The sequence below is a fragment of the Synechocystis sp. LKSZ1 genome, assembly GCF_040436315.1.
Classification (GTDB): Bacteria; Cyanobacteriota; Cyanobacteriia; order Cyanobacteriales; family Microcystaceae; genus Synechocystis.
In genome coordinates, this window is the sequence record NZ_AP031572.1 from 2,125,006 (window position 1) to 2,142,300 (window position 17,295).

General features: G+C 52.5%; 13 protein-coding genes and 1 riboswitch. Of the genes, 10 read left to right on the top strand and 3 right to left on the bottom strand.

The features are described from left to right. Window positions 1–151: 151 nt before the first annotated feature. Together ABXS88_RS09875 and ABXS88_RS09880 are read right to left on the bottom strand one after the other, a co-directional pair. Entirely contained in the window at window positions 152–1,324 is a 1,173-nt protein-coding gene (locus ABXS88_RS09875; protein ID WP_353671875.1) for a hybrid sensor histidine kinase/response regulator, read from the bottom strand. Then, on the bottom strand, window positions 1,311–4,100 hold the full coding sequence (locus tag ABXS88_RS09880; RefSeq protein ID WP_353671876.1) for a PAS domain S-box protein: 2,790 nt from the start codon (window positions 4,098–4,100) through the stop codon (window positions 1,311–1,313). Before ABXS88_RS09880 ends, ABXS88_RS09875 begins: the two co-directional genes overlap by 14 nt. A 166-nt stretch (window positions 4,101–4,266) precedes the next feature. On the opposite strand from ABXS88_RS09880, the gene ABXS88_RS09885 reads away from it, so the two are divergent. The 7 genes from ABXS88_RS09885 to ABXS88_RS09915 all read left to right on the top strand — a co-directional run bounded on the left by ABXS88_RS09885 (window position 4,267) and on the right by ABXS88_RS09915 (window position 10,851). After that, window positions 4,267–7,011: a PAS domain-containing protein gene (locus ABXS88_RS09885; RefSeq protein ID WP_353671877.1), complete on the top strand. Its 2,745-nt coding sequence runs from the start codon at window positions 4,267–4,269 to the stop codon at window positions 7,009–7,011. Window positions 7,012–7,053: 42 nt separating this feature from the next. After that, window positions 7,054–8,019 (top strand): bifunctional riboflavin kinase/FAD synthetase, encoded by a 966-nt coding sequence (locus ABXS88_RS09890; protein ID WP_353671878.1) that lies wholly within the window; start codon window positions 7,054–7,056, stop codon window positions 8,017–8,019. A gap of 41 nt (window positions 8,020–8,060) precedes the next feature. Further along, complete coding sequence (locus ABXS88_RS09895) at window positions 8,061–8,909, top strand: alpha/beta fold hydrolase (protein ID WP_353671879.1); 849 nt, start codon at window positions 8,061–8,063, stop codon at window positions 8,907–8,909. A gap of 92 nt (window positions 8,910–9,001) precedes the next feature. Further along, window positions 9,002–9,307 carry a nucleotidyltransferase family protein gene (locus ABXS88_RS09900; protein ID WP_353671880.1) on the top strand — a complete coding sequence of 102 codons (306 nt, stop codon included), beginning with the start codon at window positions 9,002–9,004 and terminating at the stop codon, window positions 9,305–9,307. A gap of 1 nt (window position 9,308) precedes the next feature. Continuing rightward, the gene (locus ABXS88_RS09905; RefSeq protein WP_353671881.1) at window positions 9,309–9,659 is read left to right on the top strand and encodes a HepT-like ribonuclease domain-containing protein; all 351 of its coding nucleotides are present in this window, start codon (window positions 9,309–9,311) and stop codon (window positions 9,657–9,659) included. A gap of 38 nt (window positions 9,660–9,697) precedes the next feature. Continuing rightward, the gene (gene hisB / locus ABXS88_RS09910) at window positions 9,698–10,321 is read left to right on the top strand and encodes an imidazoleglycerol-phosphate dehydratase HisB (RefSeq protein WP_353671882.1); all 624 of its coding nucleotides are present in this window, start codon (window positions 9,698–9,700) and stop codon (window positions 10,319–10,321) included. A gap of 281 nt (window positions 10,322–10,602) precedes the next feature. Next, complete coding sequence (locus ABXS88_RS09915; RefSeq protein ID WP_353671883.1) at window positions 10,603–10,851, top strand: hypothetical protein; 249 nt, start codon at window positions 10,603–10,605, stop codon at window positions 10,849–10,851. Between the two features lie 3 nt (window positions 10,852–10,854). On the opposite strand, the gene bchI is transcribed toward ABXS88_RS09915, so the two are convergent. Next, on the bottom strand, window positions 10,855–11,928 hold the full coding sequence (gene bchI, locus ABXS88_RS09920; protein ID WP_353671884.1) for a magnesium chelatase ATPase subunit I: 1,074 nt from the start codon (window positions 11,926–11,928) through the stop codon (window positions 10,855–10,857). A 148-nt stretch (window positions 11,929–12,076) separates the two neighbouring features. Continuing rightward, window positions 12,077–12,223: riboswitch (cyclic di-AMP (ydaO/yuaA leader) on the top strand. Between the two features lie 321 nt (window positions 12,224–12,544). Here bchI and ABXS88_RS09925 point away from each other — a divergent pair. From ABXS88_RS09925 to ABXS88_RS09935, 3 genes are all read left to right on the top strand, one after another. After that, entirely contained in the window at window positions 12,545–15,319 is a 2,775-nt protein-coding gene (locus ABXS88_RS09925; protein WP_353671885.1) for a cation-translocating P-type ATPase, read from the top strand. Window positions 15,320–15,384: 65 nt separating this feature from the next. Continuing rightward, window positions 15,385–16,728: an ArsB/NhaD family transporter gene (locus ABXS88_RS09930; protein ID WP_353671886.1), complete on the top strand. Its 1,344-nt coding sequence runs from the start codon at window positions 15,385–15,387 to the stop codon at window positions 16,726–16,728. Between the two features lie 243 nt (window positions 16,729–16,971). Then, window positions 16,972–17,214 (top strand): acyl carrier protein, encoded by a 243-nt coding sequence (locus ABXS88_RS09935; protein ID WP_353671887.1) that lies wholly within the window; start codon window positions 16,972–16,974, stop codon window positions 17,212–17,214. Window positions 17,215–17,295 lie beyond the last annotated feature (81 nt).

The following is a 17,295-nucleotide window of genomic DNA, read 5'->3' on the forward strand; positions in this document are numbered from 1 at the left end:
CTTGATCTTAAATCTTATTTGTCTATGCCCACCAGGTCTTCAGGGTCTTGGGCACGGAGATGCCCATCCTAAAAGTGCTTGGGAAATATCGCTAGGGTTTAAGATACACTCTTTTTTGGCCCGACACGATAGGGATCGATAATATCCTTGATTATCCCAGACTATTGACCGCTTCCGGCATTTCAACTAGGGGGCCATCTTGGCTACAGGGCAGAGTAAACCAGATGGTGGCACCGGGTTCAGTCTGGGCCAAAACCCCAATTTGACCACCGTGGGCCTCGATAATTTGCCGACAGAGGTAAAGGCCAAGGCCCAAACCGAGGGTTCCCTGGGCCGGTTCTCCCCGTTGATAGCGCTCAAACAATTTCTCCGCTAGGCCAGGGGGAATGCCGATACCATTATCCTGAATCCAGCACCGAACCTGGTGATTCGCTTCAGCTTGGGCCCCGATGGTAATAGTCAAGGGGGCCGCATTGTACTTCAGGGCATTGGCCACCAGATTTTCCACTACGCGCCAAAAGAGATTATGGTCGGCCCAGAGGGCCGGTAGATGGGGCGGTAAGTCTATTGTTAACTGGGCCTGGTGTTGGGCCAGCAGGGGTTCCCATTCGGCCTGAAAATTGTGTAGGAAATCCGCCAGAATCAGGGGTTGTTTTTGGGGCACCATGGCGCCGACTTCAAACTGCTGGGTTTCCACCAGGGAATTGATCAGGGCCAATTGGCGGTCGCAACTCTGGGCCATGCGCTCTAGGATAGAACTAGGAATGGCCACAGCAGCCTCTAGGCCAGGAGCCGACTTCAAAAAATTCTTGAGAATCATCGACATCCCTAGGACGGGATTACGGAGGTCATGAGAAACGACGTGGAGATAAACCTGGAGGGACTGCTCAGCCCGTTGGCGTTCTTGGATTTCAGCCTGGAGTTGCTGTTTTTGGGATTGAATAGTCAGTTGATGCTCAATACGGGCAATCACCTCTTCTCCCTGAAAGGGCTTAGCGATATAGTCCGACCCACCCACCCGAAAGGCCCGGACTTTATCCAAGACATCATCAAGGGCACTAATAAAAATCACCGGAATTTCCTGAGTTTTAGGATTGGCCTTCAGTTGCTCACAAAGCTCATAGCCGTTTAAGTCCGGCATATTAATATCGAGCAAAATCAAATCCGGTGGGGCCTGGTCAATACTTTTGAGGGCAATGGCTCCTGACAGGGCCTTGCGAATTAGATAGCCCTTATCGGCTAATAGGGCCGCCAGGAGACGCAGATTATCGGGGGTGTCATCAACAATCAGAAGTTGCTTGCGCGTTGCGTCAGGATTGCCCATGGTGGTTACTAGGCTCCGTGGCTACCAAGGCCAGAATCTGGTCAAACTGAAAGGCCTGGGCCCAGTCATTTAGGGTTTGCTTCAGTTCCGCCTGTTGGGAGGAAAGACATTCCAGCAGGGCCAAAATGCCGTCATCACTGCATTCTATCGCCCTTTGTTCGAGTTCTCTGCGCCAATCGGGACTGGTGGTCTGGAATTGGTGCTGGATCAGAAGTTGGCTGGTATCAGGGGCGACTGGACGGGGAGCATAAGGGCCTTGACTTTCGTAACGGTAACGAACGCCGAGGTGATGAGCGATCTTTTGCCAGAGGACATCCTCCCGGAAGGGTTTGCGTAAAAAGTCATCACAGCCCGCCGACAGGACAACGGCTCGGTCTTCTTCAAAGGCACTGGCGGTGAGGGCAATGATCACCGTGGCCTGGCCCTGGAGCGTTTTTTTGATCTGACGAGTGGCTTCGTAGCCATCCATAATCGGCATCCGCATATCCATCCAGATCAGGTGGGGTTGCCAGGCCTCCCAAACGGCGATGGCTTCCTGGCCATTACTAGCCTCGCGTACCTCAAAGCCCATATCCTGGAGCAACTTGGTCAGCAGTAGGCGACTCTCGGGCCGGTCATCCACGGCCAAAATCCGGTAGGTGGGTTGGCCCGGTTCCAGGCCAATGACTTTCGCGGTGGGATGTTCCGGGGTGATCCGTCGGGCATCGGCCAGGGCCACGGTAATTTCAAAACTAAAGAGACTGCCTTGATTAACTTGACTCTGGACGTGAATCTCGCCCCCCATCAACTGCACAAACTTTTGGCTAATGGGTAGGCCGAGGCCCGTTCCTTGCTGGGAGTTGCGACCTGCCTCCGTTTGACCAAAGGGGGCAAAGAGTTGCTCAATTTCTTCGGGGGCAATGCCCGGCCCGGTATCTTCCACCTCAAAATGGAGTTGCAGGGGGTCTGGGGCCTGTACCCGAACCCGTAAAATCACGCCTCCCTCTTCGGTAAATTTGATGGCGTTACTGAGCAGATTAATCAGAACTTGGCGGAGTTTTCCCTCATCGGTTTGAATATAGCGGGGAACATCTGGGGTTCGCTCAAAAATCAGTTGTAGGGATTTGGCCTGGGCCTTGAGCCGGAGCATGGCCTCAAGGTTATCCAGCAGATGGTAGAGGTCAAAACTGGTTTGATGGAAGGTCGTCCGCCCCGCCTCGATCTTGGACATTTCTAAAATGTCGTTGATCAGGGCCAGTAGGTGTTCACTACTGCGGTTGATAATATCGAGGGTTTTGCGGTGTTCCGCCAGGGCCGGGTCGCGGTGCAGGATCTGGCTAAAACCAATAATGGCGTTGAGGGGAGTCCGCAGTTCGTGGCTCATACCCGCTAAAAACTCACTTTTGGCCCGGTTGGCAGCATCAGCAGCCTCCTTGGCCTGCTTCAGGGCCTCCTCGGCCAAGTGACGGGCCTGGGCAATGGCCAAAAACTGGCCCACGAGGTTCAATAAATTAATATCATCCTGAGTCCAGTCTCCACCGGCCTGGATGCGGTCTAGGCCAATGTAACCCACCACCTTGGAGGCATTGAGCATGGGCACGATTAACAAGGACTTGACCCCGTTGTTTTCTAGGCTCTGGCGGTCGGTCTGGGCCTCGTCCAGCATTTCGCTCACCCTAGGAATCACCAGGGCTTGTTCTAGCTCTAATTGGGCAGAAATCCAAGGAAACTGGGCCACCGGCACCGACTGAAATTCAGGGCGTAGGGGTTCAATGGCCGGGTGACACCATTCGTAGGCCATTTGTAATTGTTCCTGGCAGGCAGAGTAATAAATGATGTAACTGCGGTCGCAGGGAATAAATTGGCCGATTTTAGCCAGGGTCATACCCACGGCCCGATGCCAGTCTTCTTCGAGGAGAGAACGGGCGATCTGTTGCAGAAGACTATCCCGTTCGGCCTGTTTTTGCAGGGCCTCTTCTTCTTTATGACGGTCGGTGACATCTCGACTAATGCCGATCAGACCGCGAATTTCCCCCCGCTCGTTTAATACCGGCGTTTTAACCGTTTCTAAGCAACACCATTGGCCCTGGGCAAAGGGCACCCATTCCTCGTTGCGCTGGGAGGTGCCTTTTTCAAACATTTGTCGGTCTTTTTGACGAAAAATAGCCGCTATATCGGGAGAAAAAAGTTCATAGTCGGTTTTGCCAATAATTGCCTCCCGTTCCTTGCCGACAAAGCGCAGAAAAGCGTCATTGCAAAGTTGGTACAGGCCGTAGCAATCCTTGAAAAAAATTAAATCAGGAATGGCATTCATCAAGGAACGAAGCAGTTGTTGCTCTTGGTTGAGCTCCGCCTCAGTTTTTTTGCGACGACTAATGTCCATATTGGAGCCGGCCATGCGGACGGGTTCGCCCTGCTCATTGCGGAGAACCTGCCCCCGAGAACAAATCCATTGATAGGTGCCATCCTTGCGCCGCAGTCGCATTTCCACGCTGTAGGTGGGAATTTTGCCAGCGAGATAGGCCTGGAAGGTTTCCTCAACGTGGGCCCGGTCTTCCGGGTGCATCAATAGATCCCAGGCGTTAATGTGGTTGGGAATTTCCGTTTCACCGTAGCCCAACAGGGCCTTCCAACGGGGCGAAATAAATAATTCCCCCGTTACCATGTCCCAATCCCAAATGCCCTCATTGGTGCCGGCCAGGACAAGTTCCCAGCGCTGTTCATTGTTGAGGAGCGTTTGACGCAGAGCGGCGAGTTCCGCTTCCAATTCGCTAATTCTTGTTTCGAGGTGTCCCACGGTAGTTGTTTGACTTCTGGCCTATATCCCTAACTATGGTGCCACTCTCCGCTTGTTTCTGCGCTATATCACTGGTTAGCAGTGGGAGATATCACATACCCAATCAAGCAAATCGGCAGATAATGATATTAGTTCCCCTTTTGCAATGACTCCGTTGAGAAACCCTATGGGCGATAGCTACCCTACCAAAGCCCAACTCTTAGAGGAGATAACTGCTCTACGGGCAGAACTGGCTAACCTAAAAAACCAGCAGGCCCAAGAACGAGCTGTCCTGTCAGGCCAGGGCCTCAAGAACGATCAACAATTTCTCTACTTGGCAGACCAAGCCCCTGTCTTAATTTGGATGGCGGGCCTGGATAAGGGCTGTTTTTACTTCAATCAACCCTGGCTGACCTTTACAGGGCGCTCCCTGGAGCAGGAACAGGGCAACGGCTGGGCCGAGGGGGTGCATCCCGACGATCTCGAACGCTGTTGGCAGACCTACAGCCAGGCCTTTGATGCCCGTCAAGCCTTCAGAATAGAATATCGTCTGAAAAATGCCCAAGGAGACTATCGCTGGCTTCTCGACCATGGCATTCCTAACTTTGATTTAGCGGGGGAGTTCCTTGGTTATATCGGCTCCTGTGTTGATATTACCGACCGTTACCAGGCCAAGCTAGCCATAGAAAGCAGTGAGGCCAAATACCAGGAGCTAGTAGAACTAGTTAATAGCATTATTATTCGCTGGGATGAAACAGGAAAAATTTTGTTTATCAATCGATACGGCCAGCAATTTTTCGGCTACAGCGAGGCAGAGATTATTGGCAAAAATTTACTGGACACCATCGTTCCCCAGGTTAGTGAGGATGGAGAAGATCTTAGTAACCTAACCACCATCGTCTATGAGCACCCTGAGACCTTCAAATTCCACGAGAACGAAAATATTTGTAAAAACGGTCAGCGGGTTTGGATCGCCTGGACGAATCAATGCTTAATTCTGCCCGGCGGTCGTGGGAGAGAAATGCTGTCGGTGGGGACGGATATGAGTCACCGTAAACAGATGGAACAGGCCCTGCGTCAGCGAGAAGAAGAATTAAAAGAGGCCCAGCATATTGCCAAGTTGGGGCACTGGAAATTTGAGGTTGCTTCAGAAAAAGTTGTCTGGTCTGAGGAAGTCTATGGAATCTTTGGCCTAGATCCTCAACAACCGCCCCCCACCTATCCCGAAATAGCATCAATGATCCATGAACTTGATCGGGAAAAACACAGTGCCGTGGTGCAACAACTGCTGGAAACCGGACAGGGGCCGGATGAAGAGGAGTACCGAGCCTATCGAGCCGATGGTTCTCTGAGCTGGATGTGGGTGAAATATCAACCTACCTTGGATGAAGCGGGCCGAGTGGTGTCGCTTTCGGGAGTCGCCATGGATATTACCGAGCGCAAAACCATGGAGCTAGAGCTCGCCCAACTGAACCAAGCGCTAGAACAGCGAGTCCTAGAACGAACACAGGCCCTACAGCAGAGTGAAGAACGTCTGCGCCTAGCCTTTGAGGTGGCCAATATGGGCCATTGGGACTGGAATATTCTCACCAACGAAATTTTGTGGTCAGAGAGTCTGGAACGTATTATGGGCCTTGAGCCGGGGGGGTTTAAGGGCGATCTGGAAACCGTCATGGCAATGATTTACCCCGATGACCGCCTGCTGGTGCAATCGGCCCTGAAAAGGAGCCTGGAGGAAGAGGCCCCCTACGACCTAGAGTTTCGTTTTATTAAACCCAATGGTTCCCTGCGTTGGGCGGCCAGTCGGGCCACGGTCATTCGCGATGACCAGGGCCAGCCCATCCGTGTAATTGGCGTTGATGTGGACATTACCCGACGCAAAAAAACGGAAGAAGCCCTATATCGGGCCAATCAAAAATTGAAAGAAAATCTCGAAGAATTACAAGAACGTAATGACGAAATGATCCTGTTGGCGGGGATTAGCGACTACCTACAATCCTGTCTAACTGTCCAGGAGGCCTGCAATACCATTGCCACTCTGGCTTCTCCCCTATTTCCCGACTGTGCGGGGGGAATTTTTCTACTGGACACCTCCCACAGCTATCTTGCGGTGGTGGCAAGCTGGGGCCTGGCCCTCTGCTCAGAAGATATTTTTAAACCCATCGACTGCTGGGCCCTGCGGCGGGGCCAGGCCCATTGGATCGACCACGACCATCACGGTCTGTGTTGTCATCATCTCAACCAAAAACATCTGCCGGAGGAATCCCTCTGTCTGCCCCTGGTGGCCCAGGGAGAGATTATCGGCCTGTTTTATCTCTGTAGTGTCGTGGTGGGTAGCCTCAACGAAAATCGGCGGCAATTGGCCCGGACGCTAGCGGAACAAATCGGCTCCGCCGTGGCCAACATTACCCTGCGAGAGCGCCTACAACAGCAAAGTATCCGTGATCCGCTTACCAATTTGTTTAATCGTCGTTACTTACAGGAGATGCTCGCTAAGGAAATTGCTCGGGCTCAGCGTCACCACTACCCCGTCGGTATTATTTTGCTAGACCTAGACCACTTCAAACAGTTCAATGATACTCTTGGTCATGAAGCCGGCGACATCGTCTTGGTTGCAGTCGGACAGTTGTTAAAGGAAATCATTCGAGAATCCGACACGGCCTGTCGCTATGGCGGCGAGGAATTATTATTGGTGTTGCCGGAAACATCTCCAACCGAGGCCGCCCAGAAGGCCGAGGATATTCGCTTGGCTATTGCTCAATTGCGTCTGTCTTACCATGGCCAAACCCTCCCGCCCCTAACGGTTTCCTTGGGAGTGGCTAGTATTCCCCAGCATGGCCTCCAAGCCGATGCAGTGATTCAGTCCGCCGATCTGGCCCTCTATCAAGCTAAGGCGGAGGGACGGAATCGCGTGGTGCTTGCTCCGACTTAGATTTTCGGCCACAATAACTAACAAACAACAGCGACCAATCCGGTGTGGGTTATTTCCTCTAGTAATCAACTTTTAGTACCAACGGCCATTGCCCTTGGGAATTTTGATGGAGTTCATCTGGGCCATCAACAGGTTTTAAAACAAATCACAGCTCCTTCTACTGACAGGCCCTGCCATCCCACCGTCGTCAGCTTCGACCCCCACCCCCGCGCTTTTTTTAGTGGCCAAGGCCAACCCCTACTGACTCCCCGCCAGGAAAAAGCCCAGCTTTTGGAGCAATTAGGCATCGATCAGCTTGTGCTTCTGCCCTTTAGTCCGGCCCTGGCCCAACTCAGTCCCAAGGAATTCATTGAAACCATTCTGATTCAACAACTCCAAGCCCAGCGCATTAGTGTCGGGGCCGATTTTCGCTTTGGCCACCAACGCCAAGGCACGGTGCAAGACCTCCAGGCCCTGGCCACCCGTTGGGGCGTTCAGGTTTACGTCGCTCAACTCCAGCAAGAACAGGGCCAACGCATTAGTAGTTCCCAGATCCGTCAGGCCCTTGAAGCCGGCCTGGTGGAAACGGCGCAACAATTGCTCGGCCGGCCCTACAGTCTCACGGGAACGGTAACGACGGGGCAAAAACTGGGTCAACAATTAGGTTTCCCCACAGCTAACCTACAACTACCAGCGGATAAACTCTTACCTCGCTGGGGGGTCTATGCGGTGGCGGTTCAGGGAGCGACCTTTCCAAAACCCTTAGCCGGTGTGATGAATATTGGCGATCGCCCGACGGTGGATGGTAAAAATCTGGCGGTGGAAGTCCATATTTTTGACTGGTACGGCGACCTCTACGGTCAAACCTTAACGGTCTACCTGCGTCATTTTCTGCGCCCGGAACAAAAATTTGCTTCCCTGACGGCCCTCAAAGAACAAATTGCCCTGGATTGCATGCGGGCCAAGACCCACCTCCAGGCCCTGACCCTAGAATTTCAGGGAGAGACTCCCGCCGGGTCTCTGCCATAGGGTAGATTAGGGAAGCTTTAACAAAATCTTCTTTAGTGCCTGTGTCCCTGACCGAAAACACCCTTCAAATTGGCCCCCTCTCCTGGTTCTACCGGGCCGTAACGCCGACAACGCCGGCCGCCTATCCCCCTGTGGTGTTACTCCACGGCTTGCCTTCCCAGAGTTTTACCTGGTGTGAGGTGATGGAACAGTTAGGGGAAAAGGGCTTTTCTGCCATTGCCCCCGATTGGATTGGTTCTGGCCTGTCCAGTAAGCCAGAAAAACGAGAGTTTGCCTATACGCCCGCGGCTTACCGCCAGGCCCTGACGGATTTTCTCCAGGCCTTAAATCTAGAAAAATTCTCCTTAGTGGTGCAGGGTTTTTTAGCTTCGGTAGGGATTCAGTACGCCTTGGCGAACCCTGAGCGCATTGAAAGACTGGTCATTTTAAATACACCGCTCACTTCCACTGCTAAACTGCCCTGGGCCATGAAGCAATGGACGATTCCCTTTGTGGGCGATATGGTAACGCAAGACCCCCTGTTGATTGACCGAACCCTAGAGGGGGGGAGTGGTTTTGTGATCAGCGATGAAAAATTAGATGTGTACCGTCGTCCTTTCCTGAAAACCTCAGCATCCGGTCGGGCCCTGATGGCTACGGCCCAAAATCTCAACTTGGCCCAAGAACTGATAGCCGTTGAGCAAGGCCTACAAAAAACAGAACTCCCCACGGCTTTGATCTGGGGTAGTGCCGATCCCTGGTTGGCCGAGGAAACAGTGCAAAATCTGGCCAAAAGTAACCCGAAGCTGAGTTTTGTAGCCTTACCAGAAGCCAAGCATTATCCCCAGGAACACTGGCCGAAGGAAGTGAGTGAGGCCCTGATCACTTTTCTTCGCCGCCAAATTGTTTGATCTTTTCCAAACTGGTAATGAGCTCCTGTACTCCCTAAACCCCTTGACTTGAAGATAAGACTAGTATGGTAATAACCGCTATTCCTCTTCCCATGGATAAGATTGCCGACTTTTGCCACAAATGGCAGATCTTGGAGTTTGCTCTCTTTGGTTCTGTTCTCAGGGATGACTTTTGCTCTGAGAGTGACATTGATGTCATGGTGCAATTCCATCCAGAGGCCCATCCGACGCTCTTTGATCTCAGTGAGATGGAAGATGAGCTAAAAACGCTGTTTCAGCGTGATGTTGATCTCGTGACCCGTAAAGGGATTGAAGCGAGTCGTAACCCGCTTCGCCGTCAGGCTATTCTGCGTTCTGCCCAGGTGATTTATGGAGAGAGAGCTTCAATACTTGCTTGACATGCTGACCTCTGCGCGCATTATTCAAAACTATATCAACGGAAAATCAATGAACGATATAGCCGTCGATTTACAGTGTCAAGACGCAACAATTCGTCGATTGCTCGTGATTGCAGAAGCCAGTAAGCGTATTTCAGACGAAACCCAGCAACAGCTAACGACTATTCCCTGGAGAGCCATCAATGGGATGAGAAATCGACTCGTTCACGAGTATGATGACATCGATCTAGAGGTCGTTTGGGATACCATCCATCAAAGTCTTCCCCCTTTGATTGTCGCGTTAGAGCAAGCAATTAGTACTTATGGTCAGGACGTTTCTGTTGACCCTGGGGAAGGCGGTCAACCGCTATGATAAAAAACGATTACCTCTACCATTCTTCCCAAACTTCCATGCAAAGCCTGGTTACCACGAGTTCAAGCCACCTCGACCGGACGGCAAGTATCCAACGCACCACCAAAGAAACGGATGTTTTTGTCAGCTTGAACCTAGACGGCCAGGGCCATTGTCAGGCGAGGACGGGAGTTCCCTTCTTGGATCACATGCTCCAGCAAATAGCCTCCCATGGTCTGATTGATCTGGAAGTACGCGCCACGGGGGATATTGAAATTGATGACCACCACACCAATGAGGACGTGGGTATTACCCTGGGACAGGCCCTGGCCCAGGCCCTGGGAGACCGTCGGGGCATCGTTCGTTTTGGGCATTTTGTGGCTCCCCTCGATGAAGCCTTGATCCAAGTGGCCCTCGACTTTTCTGGCCGGCCCCATCTACAGTATGGCCTGACAATTCCCACCCAACGGGTGGGCACCTACGACACCCAACTGGTACGGGAATTCTTTGTGGCCTTGGTGAACCATAGCCAGATGACTCTACATATCCGCCAGCTGGATGGGATCAATTCCCATCATATTATTGAGGCTACTTTCAAGGCCTTTGCCCGCGCCACCCGCATGGCCGTAGAGATTGACCCCCGCCGGGCCGGCGCTATTCCCAGTTCTAAAGGGGTTTTGTAAGTTTAAGATTTCAAACATTAATGACGAATATCATCATTATCTCGATCCAAAGTGGGTATAGTGGTGACATTGTTAACAACTCTTTCCTATTGCCTCTCTTGAGCGTTGATACTCACTTCCAGCGTAAAATGCGCCCAGGCAAAGCAAACTAGGCCGAGTCAGGATCAAGACCATGTTTAAAGATTGGACTATTGACGACTGGATGAACCATCTCTTGATGCTCTTTACCCTAGGGGGCCTGGGCTTTATCTGGTTTGGCCATTAGCCAGAGAGGTGAGGGAATGAATTATCGTCTCATTTTAGCGGCCGGCGTGATGACAAGCCTGATCGGGGCCACCATTGGTTGGGGCATGGGCCAGGTTGCCCTCCGCCGCCAGTCTAGTCAAGTACAAACTTATGTTAGCCAAGGCTATCAGGAACTCTACGGCCGACGTTTTCTTTGGTTAGGGGCCCTTGCCGGGGGCCTGATCGGGATGGGCCAATGCTCGGTTTTACAACTCAAGCGAGCCGAAAACCGAGAAAAATCCTAAGGTCTAAGCCTCGCTTTCTAGGCCAAAGACACGATTAAAGGCCTTTTCAACTTTATAGCCCGAATCAATGGACTCGAGGGGGTCTTTGCGTAGGCGGTGGCGTAGGCAGAGCACGATCACCCGACGAATATCATCTATCGTCACTTCCTGGCGGCCCTCAAAGGCGGTGAGGGCCTTAGCGGCTCGATTGGTAACGATATCCCCCCGTAGACCATCCACATCCAACTCCGAGCACACCTCAGAAATTTTCACCCGCAGGTCGTAGTCGATGCTGACGTTAGGCAACAGATTTTGGGCTTGAACGAGTTTGGCTTGCAGTTCATCCTGCTGGGCCTGGTACTGTTCACAGAAGGGCAGGGGATTTTGGTCAAAGGCCGAGCGCTGTTCCACAATTTTGACCCGCAGGGCCGGCTCCCGTACTGTATGAATTTCGGCGTGCATGCCAAAGCGGTCGAGGAGTTGGGGCCGTAGTTCTCCTTCCTCGGGGTTGCCAGAACCCACTAACACAAACCGGGCCGGATGGCGAATGGAGATGCCTTCCCGCTCAACGGTGTTCCACCCCCCGGCAGCGGAGTCGAGCAGGACATCCACCAGGTGGTCGTCGAGTAAGTTCACCTCATCCACGTAGAGAATGCCGCGATTAGCTTTGGCTAAGAGGCCGGGTTCAAAGGCCTTAACCCCTTCCGAAAGGGCCTTTTCAATATCGATGGTGCCGCAGACGCGGTCTTCCGTCGCCCCCAGAGGCAGATCCACCATGGTCACTTTTTTCTTGGCAATGGCCAGGGGCGTTTGTTGTTCCACCTGCTCCCGGACTTGGTCACTCATTAAATCCGGGTCGCTGGGATGGGAATTAAAGGGGTCGTTGGCCACAACTTCAATTTCGGGCAGGAGGTCAGCCAAGGCCCGGATGGTCGTTGATTTCCCCGTTCCCCGGTCGCCCATGATCATCACCCCACCAATTTTAGGGTCGATGACATTGAGGAGCAGGGCCAATTTCATTTCATCTTGGCCCACGATGGCCGTAAAAGGAAAAACAACACGGCGCGTTTTCGGGGGAGCGGAGAGGGTTGCGGTCATGGATCGTTTAGAGAAAATTAAGACTATTAACGGGATATTCAAAGCCGCAGGTGGGCAATGTTCTCCATTTTGCCATAGCGGTACCCTTTCCTCCGGGCCATTGAAGCCCTGGGACACTTAATGTTATGCTTTGGCACTAAGTAAACAGTATTAAGTCAGCTTAATTTCTGGTCTGAAGCCTACCCAGTTCAGAAAGCGGGGGAACCATATCCGGGGCGCATCTCCACGTGTTTGGAGAAGAAAAACTCTCATTTCTAGCCCGTCAGCTAACCCCGTCAGCCGTGAGGGAAAACTAATAAATGGATGAGCATTGTTCGGCAATGCTTTTGCTTTATTCAGGCACTCAGCGAGCGACGACTCTGTTACCGCCAACCTGTACTAAAGTTGAGGCGTTCAATGCAAAGAATTGACAATTGGCTATTTTAAATCATTTTGCTAGGTGGTGCAGTATCAAGGCTTTTGGTTCTAGCATCAAAATCTCCCTGGCAAAGGCCCTGAGCCACGTCACTCAGGATTACCGAATCAGCTTCTTCGGCTTTCCTGTGGACTGGATGCCATCGGCCGCTATTGCTCGACAATTCCTTACCAACACTTCTCCGACTTCCCCTAACCACTAATGAATTTCCCCAGTACTGCCAAAACCGATTTCATTAATCCCAATGACTATGCCTGGCATACGCTGTCTGCTGAAGCGGCCCTGCAAACCTTGCAGAGCGACCCCACTAAGGGCTTAACCACCGAACAAGTTGCAGAGCGTCGGCAAATTTTGGGCTGGAATGAACTACAGGAAATGGCGGGCCGCCATCCTCTGACCATTCTTTGGGAGCAGTTCACTAACATTATGTTGGTGATGCTGATTGCCGTGGCGGTGGTATCAGGGATTATCGATCTACGCCAGGGCAAGTTTCCGAAGGATGCTATTGCCATTTTTGCGATTGTGATTCTGAATGGCCTGCTGGGTTATCTCCAGGAAAGTCGGGCAGAAAAGGCCCTAGCCGCCCTTAAACGTCTGTCTTCTCCCCAGGTACGGGTTATTCGCCAGGGCCAAACCCTGGAAGTAGAAGCGAAGGAATTAGTCCCTGGGGACATCATGCTCCTCGAAGCGGGGGTACAAGTGGCCGCCGATGGTCGTCTGCTAGAGGCTCAGAATCTGCAAATTCGTGAAGCGACCCTGACGGGAGAAGCCGAGGCCCTGCTCAAGCAACCCCAGGCCATCCTGAGCGATGATGCAGCCCTGGGAGACCGCCGCAACCTTGTTTTTCAGGGCACAGAAGTGGTGCAGGGCCGGGGCATGGTGGTCGTGACCAAAACCGGTATGGATACGGAAATTGGCCGCATTGCCACCCTAATTCAATCGGTGGAAACGGAGCCGACGCCGCTACAACAGCGCATGAGCCAGTTGGGCAATGTTCTCGTTAGCAGTTCCTTGGCCTTGGTGGCCCTGGTAGTGACGGTGGGTGTTCTGCGGATGGGATGGCAAACCTTTGAGGGCCTACTGGAAGTGTCCCTCAGTATGGCTGTTGCCGTGGTGCCTGAAGGCCTGCCAGCCGTGGTGACTGTCACCTTGGCCATTGGCACCCAGCGGATGGTGCGTCGCCAGGCCCTGATCCGTAAGTTACCGGCAGTGGAAACCCTTGGCTCCGTCACGACCATTTGTTCCGACAAGACCGGCACCCTCACCCAAAATAAAATGGTGGTACAGCAGTTTACTACGCCCAGTACCCTCTATCAGGTAACGGGGGAAGGTTATAGTCCTCTGGGGGACATCCAACGGCAGGGCCAAACCGTCGATGAACTAGAAGCAGAAGCTGAACTCCTGCTCATGGCCTGCGTCCTTTGTAACGATGCCCTTTTGCAACAAAAAGAGGGCCAATGGATCATCCTGGGCGATCCCACGGAAGGGGCCCTGCTGACCCTGGCGGCTAAAGCCGGCTTGTACCGAGAAGTCCTCGGGGAAAACATGCCGAGACGGGCGGAAATCCCCTTCTCCTCCGAGCGTAAACGCATGGCCGTGATCGTTGAGAAAGCCTCTGCCACGGGTCATCACCTGGTATTTAGTAAAGGCTCCCCGGAAATTCTGCTGGAGGCCTGTCGGTATCAGCAAAGCGACGCCACCCCTACAGAGCTAACCCCAGAAGGTCGTCAAGCCATTCTCCAGATCAACGATCAATGGGCGGCCCAGGGCCTGCGAGTCCTGGGTTTTGCCTATCGCACCTTACCCGATGGCAACCTGGATGAGGCGGAAAAGGATTTAGTCTGGCTCGGCCTCGTCGGGATGATTGATGCGCCCCGTCCAGAGGTCAAGCTAGCGGTGCAACAGTGTTTAGCCGCTGGGATTCGGCCGATCATGATTACGGGAGACCACCAACTCACAGCCCAAGCCATTGCCTACGACCTCGGCATTGCCCAGCCGGGTACCGAAATCCTGACAGGGAAAGACTTAGAACAAATCGGCCAGCTAGAGCTTGACCGTATTGTGGGAGACGTGAGTGTCTATGCCCGCGTTGCACCAGAACATAAGCTTTGGATCGTCCACGCTTTGCAAAATCAAGGCCAGTTCGTGGCCATGACCGGCGATGGGGTGAATGATGCACCGGCCCTCAAACAAGCGGATATTGGTATTGCTATGGGCATTACCGGCACCGATGTTAGTAAAGAGGCCAGTGACATGATCCTCTTGGACGATAATTTTGCCACCATTGTCGCCGCCACTGAAGAAGGCCGGGTGGTTTACGACAATATTCGTCGCTTCATTAAGTACATTTTGGGCAGTAACATCGGCGAAGTTTTAGTGATTGCGGCTGCGCCCTTACTGGGCCTGGGGGGCGTGCCATTGTCCCCCCTCCAAATTCTCTGGATGAACCTAGTCACCGATGGTTTACCGGCCTTGGCCCTGGCGATGGAACCAGCAGAGCCTAATGTGATGAGTCGGCCCCCCTACAATCCTCGGGAAAGTATTTTCTCTCGCGGCCTGGGGGCCTATATGCTCCGCATCGGTATTATTTTTGCTGTCTTGACCATTGCGCTGATGGTTTGGGCCTATCAATACACCCAAGGGAGTCCCAACCCAGAACGCTGGAAAACCATGGTATTTACGACTCTCTGTCTGGCTCAGATGGGTCACGCCTTAGCAGTGCGTTCCGATACCCAACTGATTGTTCGCCTCAATCCCTTTTCTAACCCTTACATTCTGGCCGCGGTGGGCTTCACCTCCCTGTTGCAACTACTCCTGATCTACGTGGCGCCTTTTCGCAACTTTTTTGGTACCCACTGGCTCAGTGGCCAGGAACTAGCCGTCTGCTTCGGGTTCAGTCTGCTGATGTTTGTTTGGATCGAGCTCGAAAAGCTGGTGATTAATGCTTGGTTTAAATACCGCAGCAATATTTCCTAAAGGGTTAACTCGATCCTAACCCCTGCTTGAGCAACCGATTTTAAAACCCCCTACCCCGGACTTCTATGGTGACTAATTTCCCTGCTCTCCTCTCTTTAGCGGTCTTTATTGGGGTGATTGCCCTGATCATGTCGGAGAAAATCCACCTAACGGTGGCGGCCTTCCTGGGGGCCCTGGTTCTAGTGTTTAGCCATGTCATCACCTTGAAAGAAGGCATTGACTACATCAGCCAAAGCTACGCCACTCTGGCCCTCTTTTTTGGGGTGATGGTACTCGTCCGGGCCTTTGAACCGACTAAAATCTTCGAGTATTTGGCCACCCAAATGGTGCTCTTGGCCAAAGGAAGTGGCAAACTGCTCGTCCTGGGCGTCATTGGTATTACCACGCCCATTTGCGCTGTACTGCCCAATGCCACAACGGTCATGCTGTTGGCCCCCTTGATTCCTCCCATCGCCGAGGAAATTGGGGTGGATTTTGTTCCCCTGCTAATTCTGATGGTGTTCGTGGCCAATAGTGCCGGACTGTTAACCCTGGTGGGAGATCCGGCTACCTTTATTGTTGGTAGCTCCATCAATATCACCTTCAATGAGTATCTGTTCAAACTCAGTTTTGGCGGTCTGTTGGCCGTGCTTTCTATCTTGGCCATTGCGCCTTTTCTCTTCCGTAGTATCTGGAATCGCCAATTTACCCACCTGGAAGACCTACCCCATCCCCAGATTAATCATCCCCAGGTTTTGATGTTGGGGGGCCTGATTATCGCCCTGGTACTCCTCTTTTTTGTGATCGGTGAAACCCTGCCAGTTCCGGTGACTCCCGCCGCCGTTGCCCTACTGGGGGCCGGTCTGGCCCTGTTGCTGGCCCACCAAAGTAAAATTGATACGGTTCCCAATATTCTGCGAGATGTGGACTGGAGTACTTTGATCTTTTTCATGTCCACCTTTGTGATTATTGGTTCTTTAGAAAAAACCGGCGTAACGGCCTACCTGGCCCAATTGCTAGCAGTTTTAGTCGGTAAAAATATTGCCTTCGGTTCTATCGTTTTAGTGTTTGCGGTCGGCTTGCTTTCCAGTGTGGTGCCCAATATTCCCCTGGTTGTGGCCATGGTGCCCCTGCTAAAACAGTACGTTGTCAATATCGGTATGGCCGGGTCTGAGGTGTTGAGTCCCGACTTTGCCGGTCAATTTCCGCCAGCAGTATTGCCCCTGTTCTACGCCATGATGTTTGGGGCGACCTTAGGGGGCAATGGCACCCTAGTGGGGGCCTCTTCTAATATTGTTGCGGCGGGTATTTCTGAACAACATGGCCGTCCGATTTCTTTCCATCGCTTTCTCCGTTATGGCCTGCCGACCATGGCGGTTCAATTAGTAGTAGCCGCTGTTTTTGTCGGCTGGCTCCTGTGGCAAAACTAGGTCTGGTAAGCCGGCCCCTGGGTCAGACTTGGAGAGCACCGCTGTATGGTAAAATCGGCGTTGGCTATTAACCCCGTGACAAAATGCCACGAAACTTCCTTGAAATTCAGAGTAAAGGGGTCTCGGCGGAACGATTGCCCAGGGAATACCCCAAAAAACTGAGGAAACAGCAATTCCCGCCCTGTTTCCGCCTTGTGGCTGATGTGGCTCAAGGTTTTTTTTAGCGGATACCTTGAACGTCTAATGAACCAAGCTATTTTTGAAAAAGTTAAAACCATTGTAGTCGATCAACTTGAAGTCGATGCAGATAAAGTCACGCCGGAAGCCAGTTTTGCCAATGACCTCGGTGCAGATTCCCTCGATACGGTGGAATTAGTCATGGCCTTAGAAGAAGAATTTGGAGTAGAAATTCCGGACGAAGTAGCCGAGACCATCGATACCGTCGGCAAAGCGGTGGATTACATCAGCGAAAAAAGCGAGAACTAAACAGCGTTTTGGTAACTCCTTGGTAATCCCGCGAACAGCTATCCGTCCCTTGCGTAACAAATCTGCTGTCTGAGGCACCAG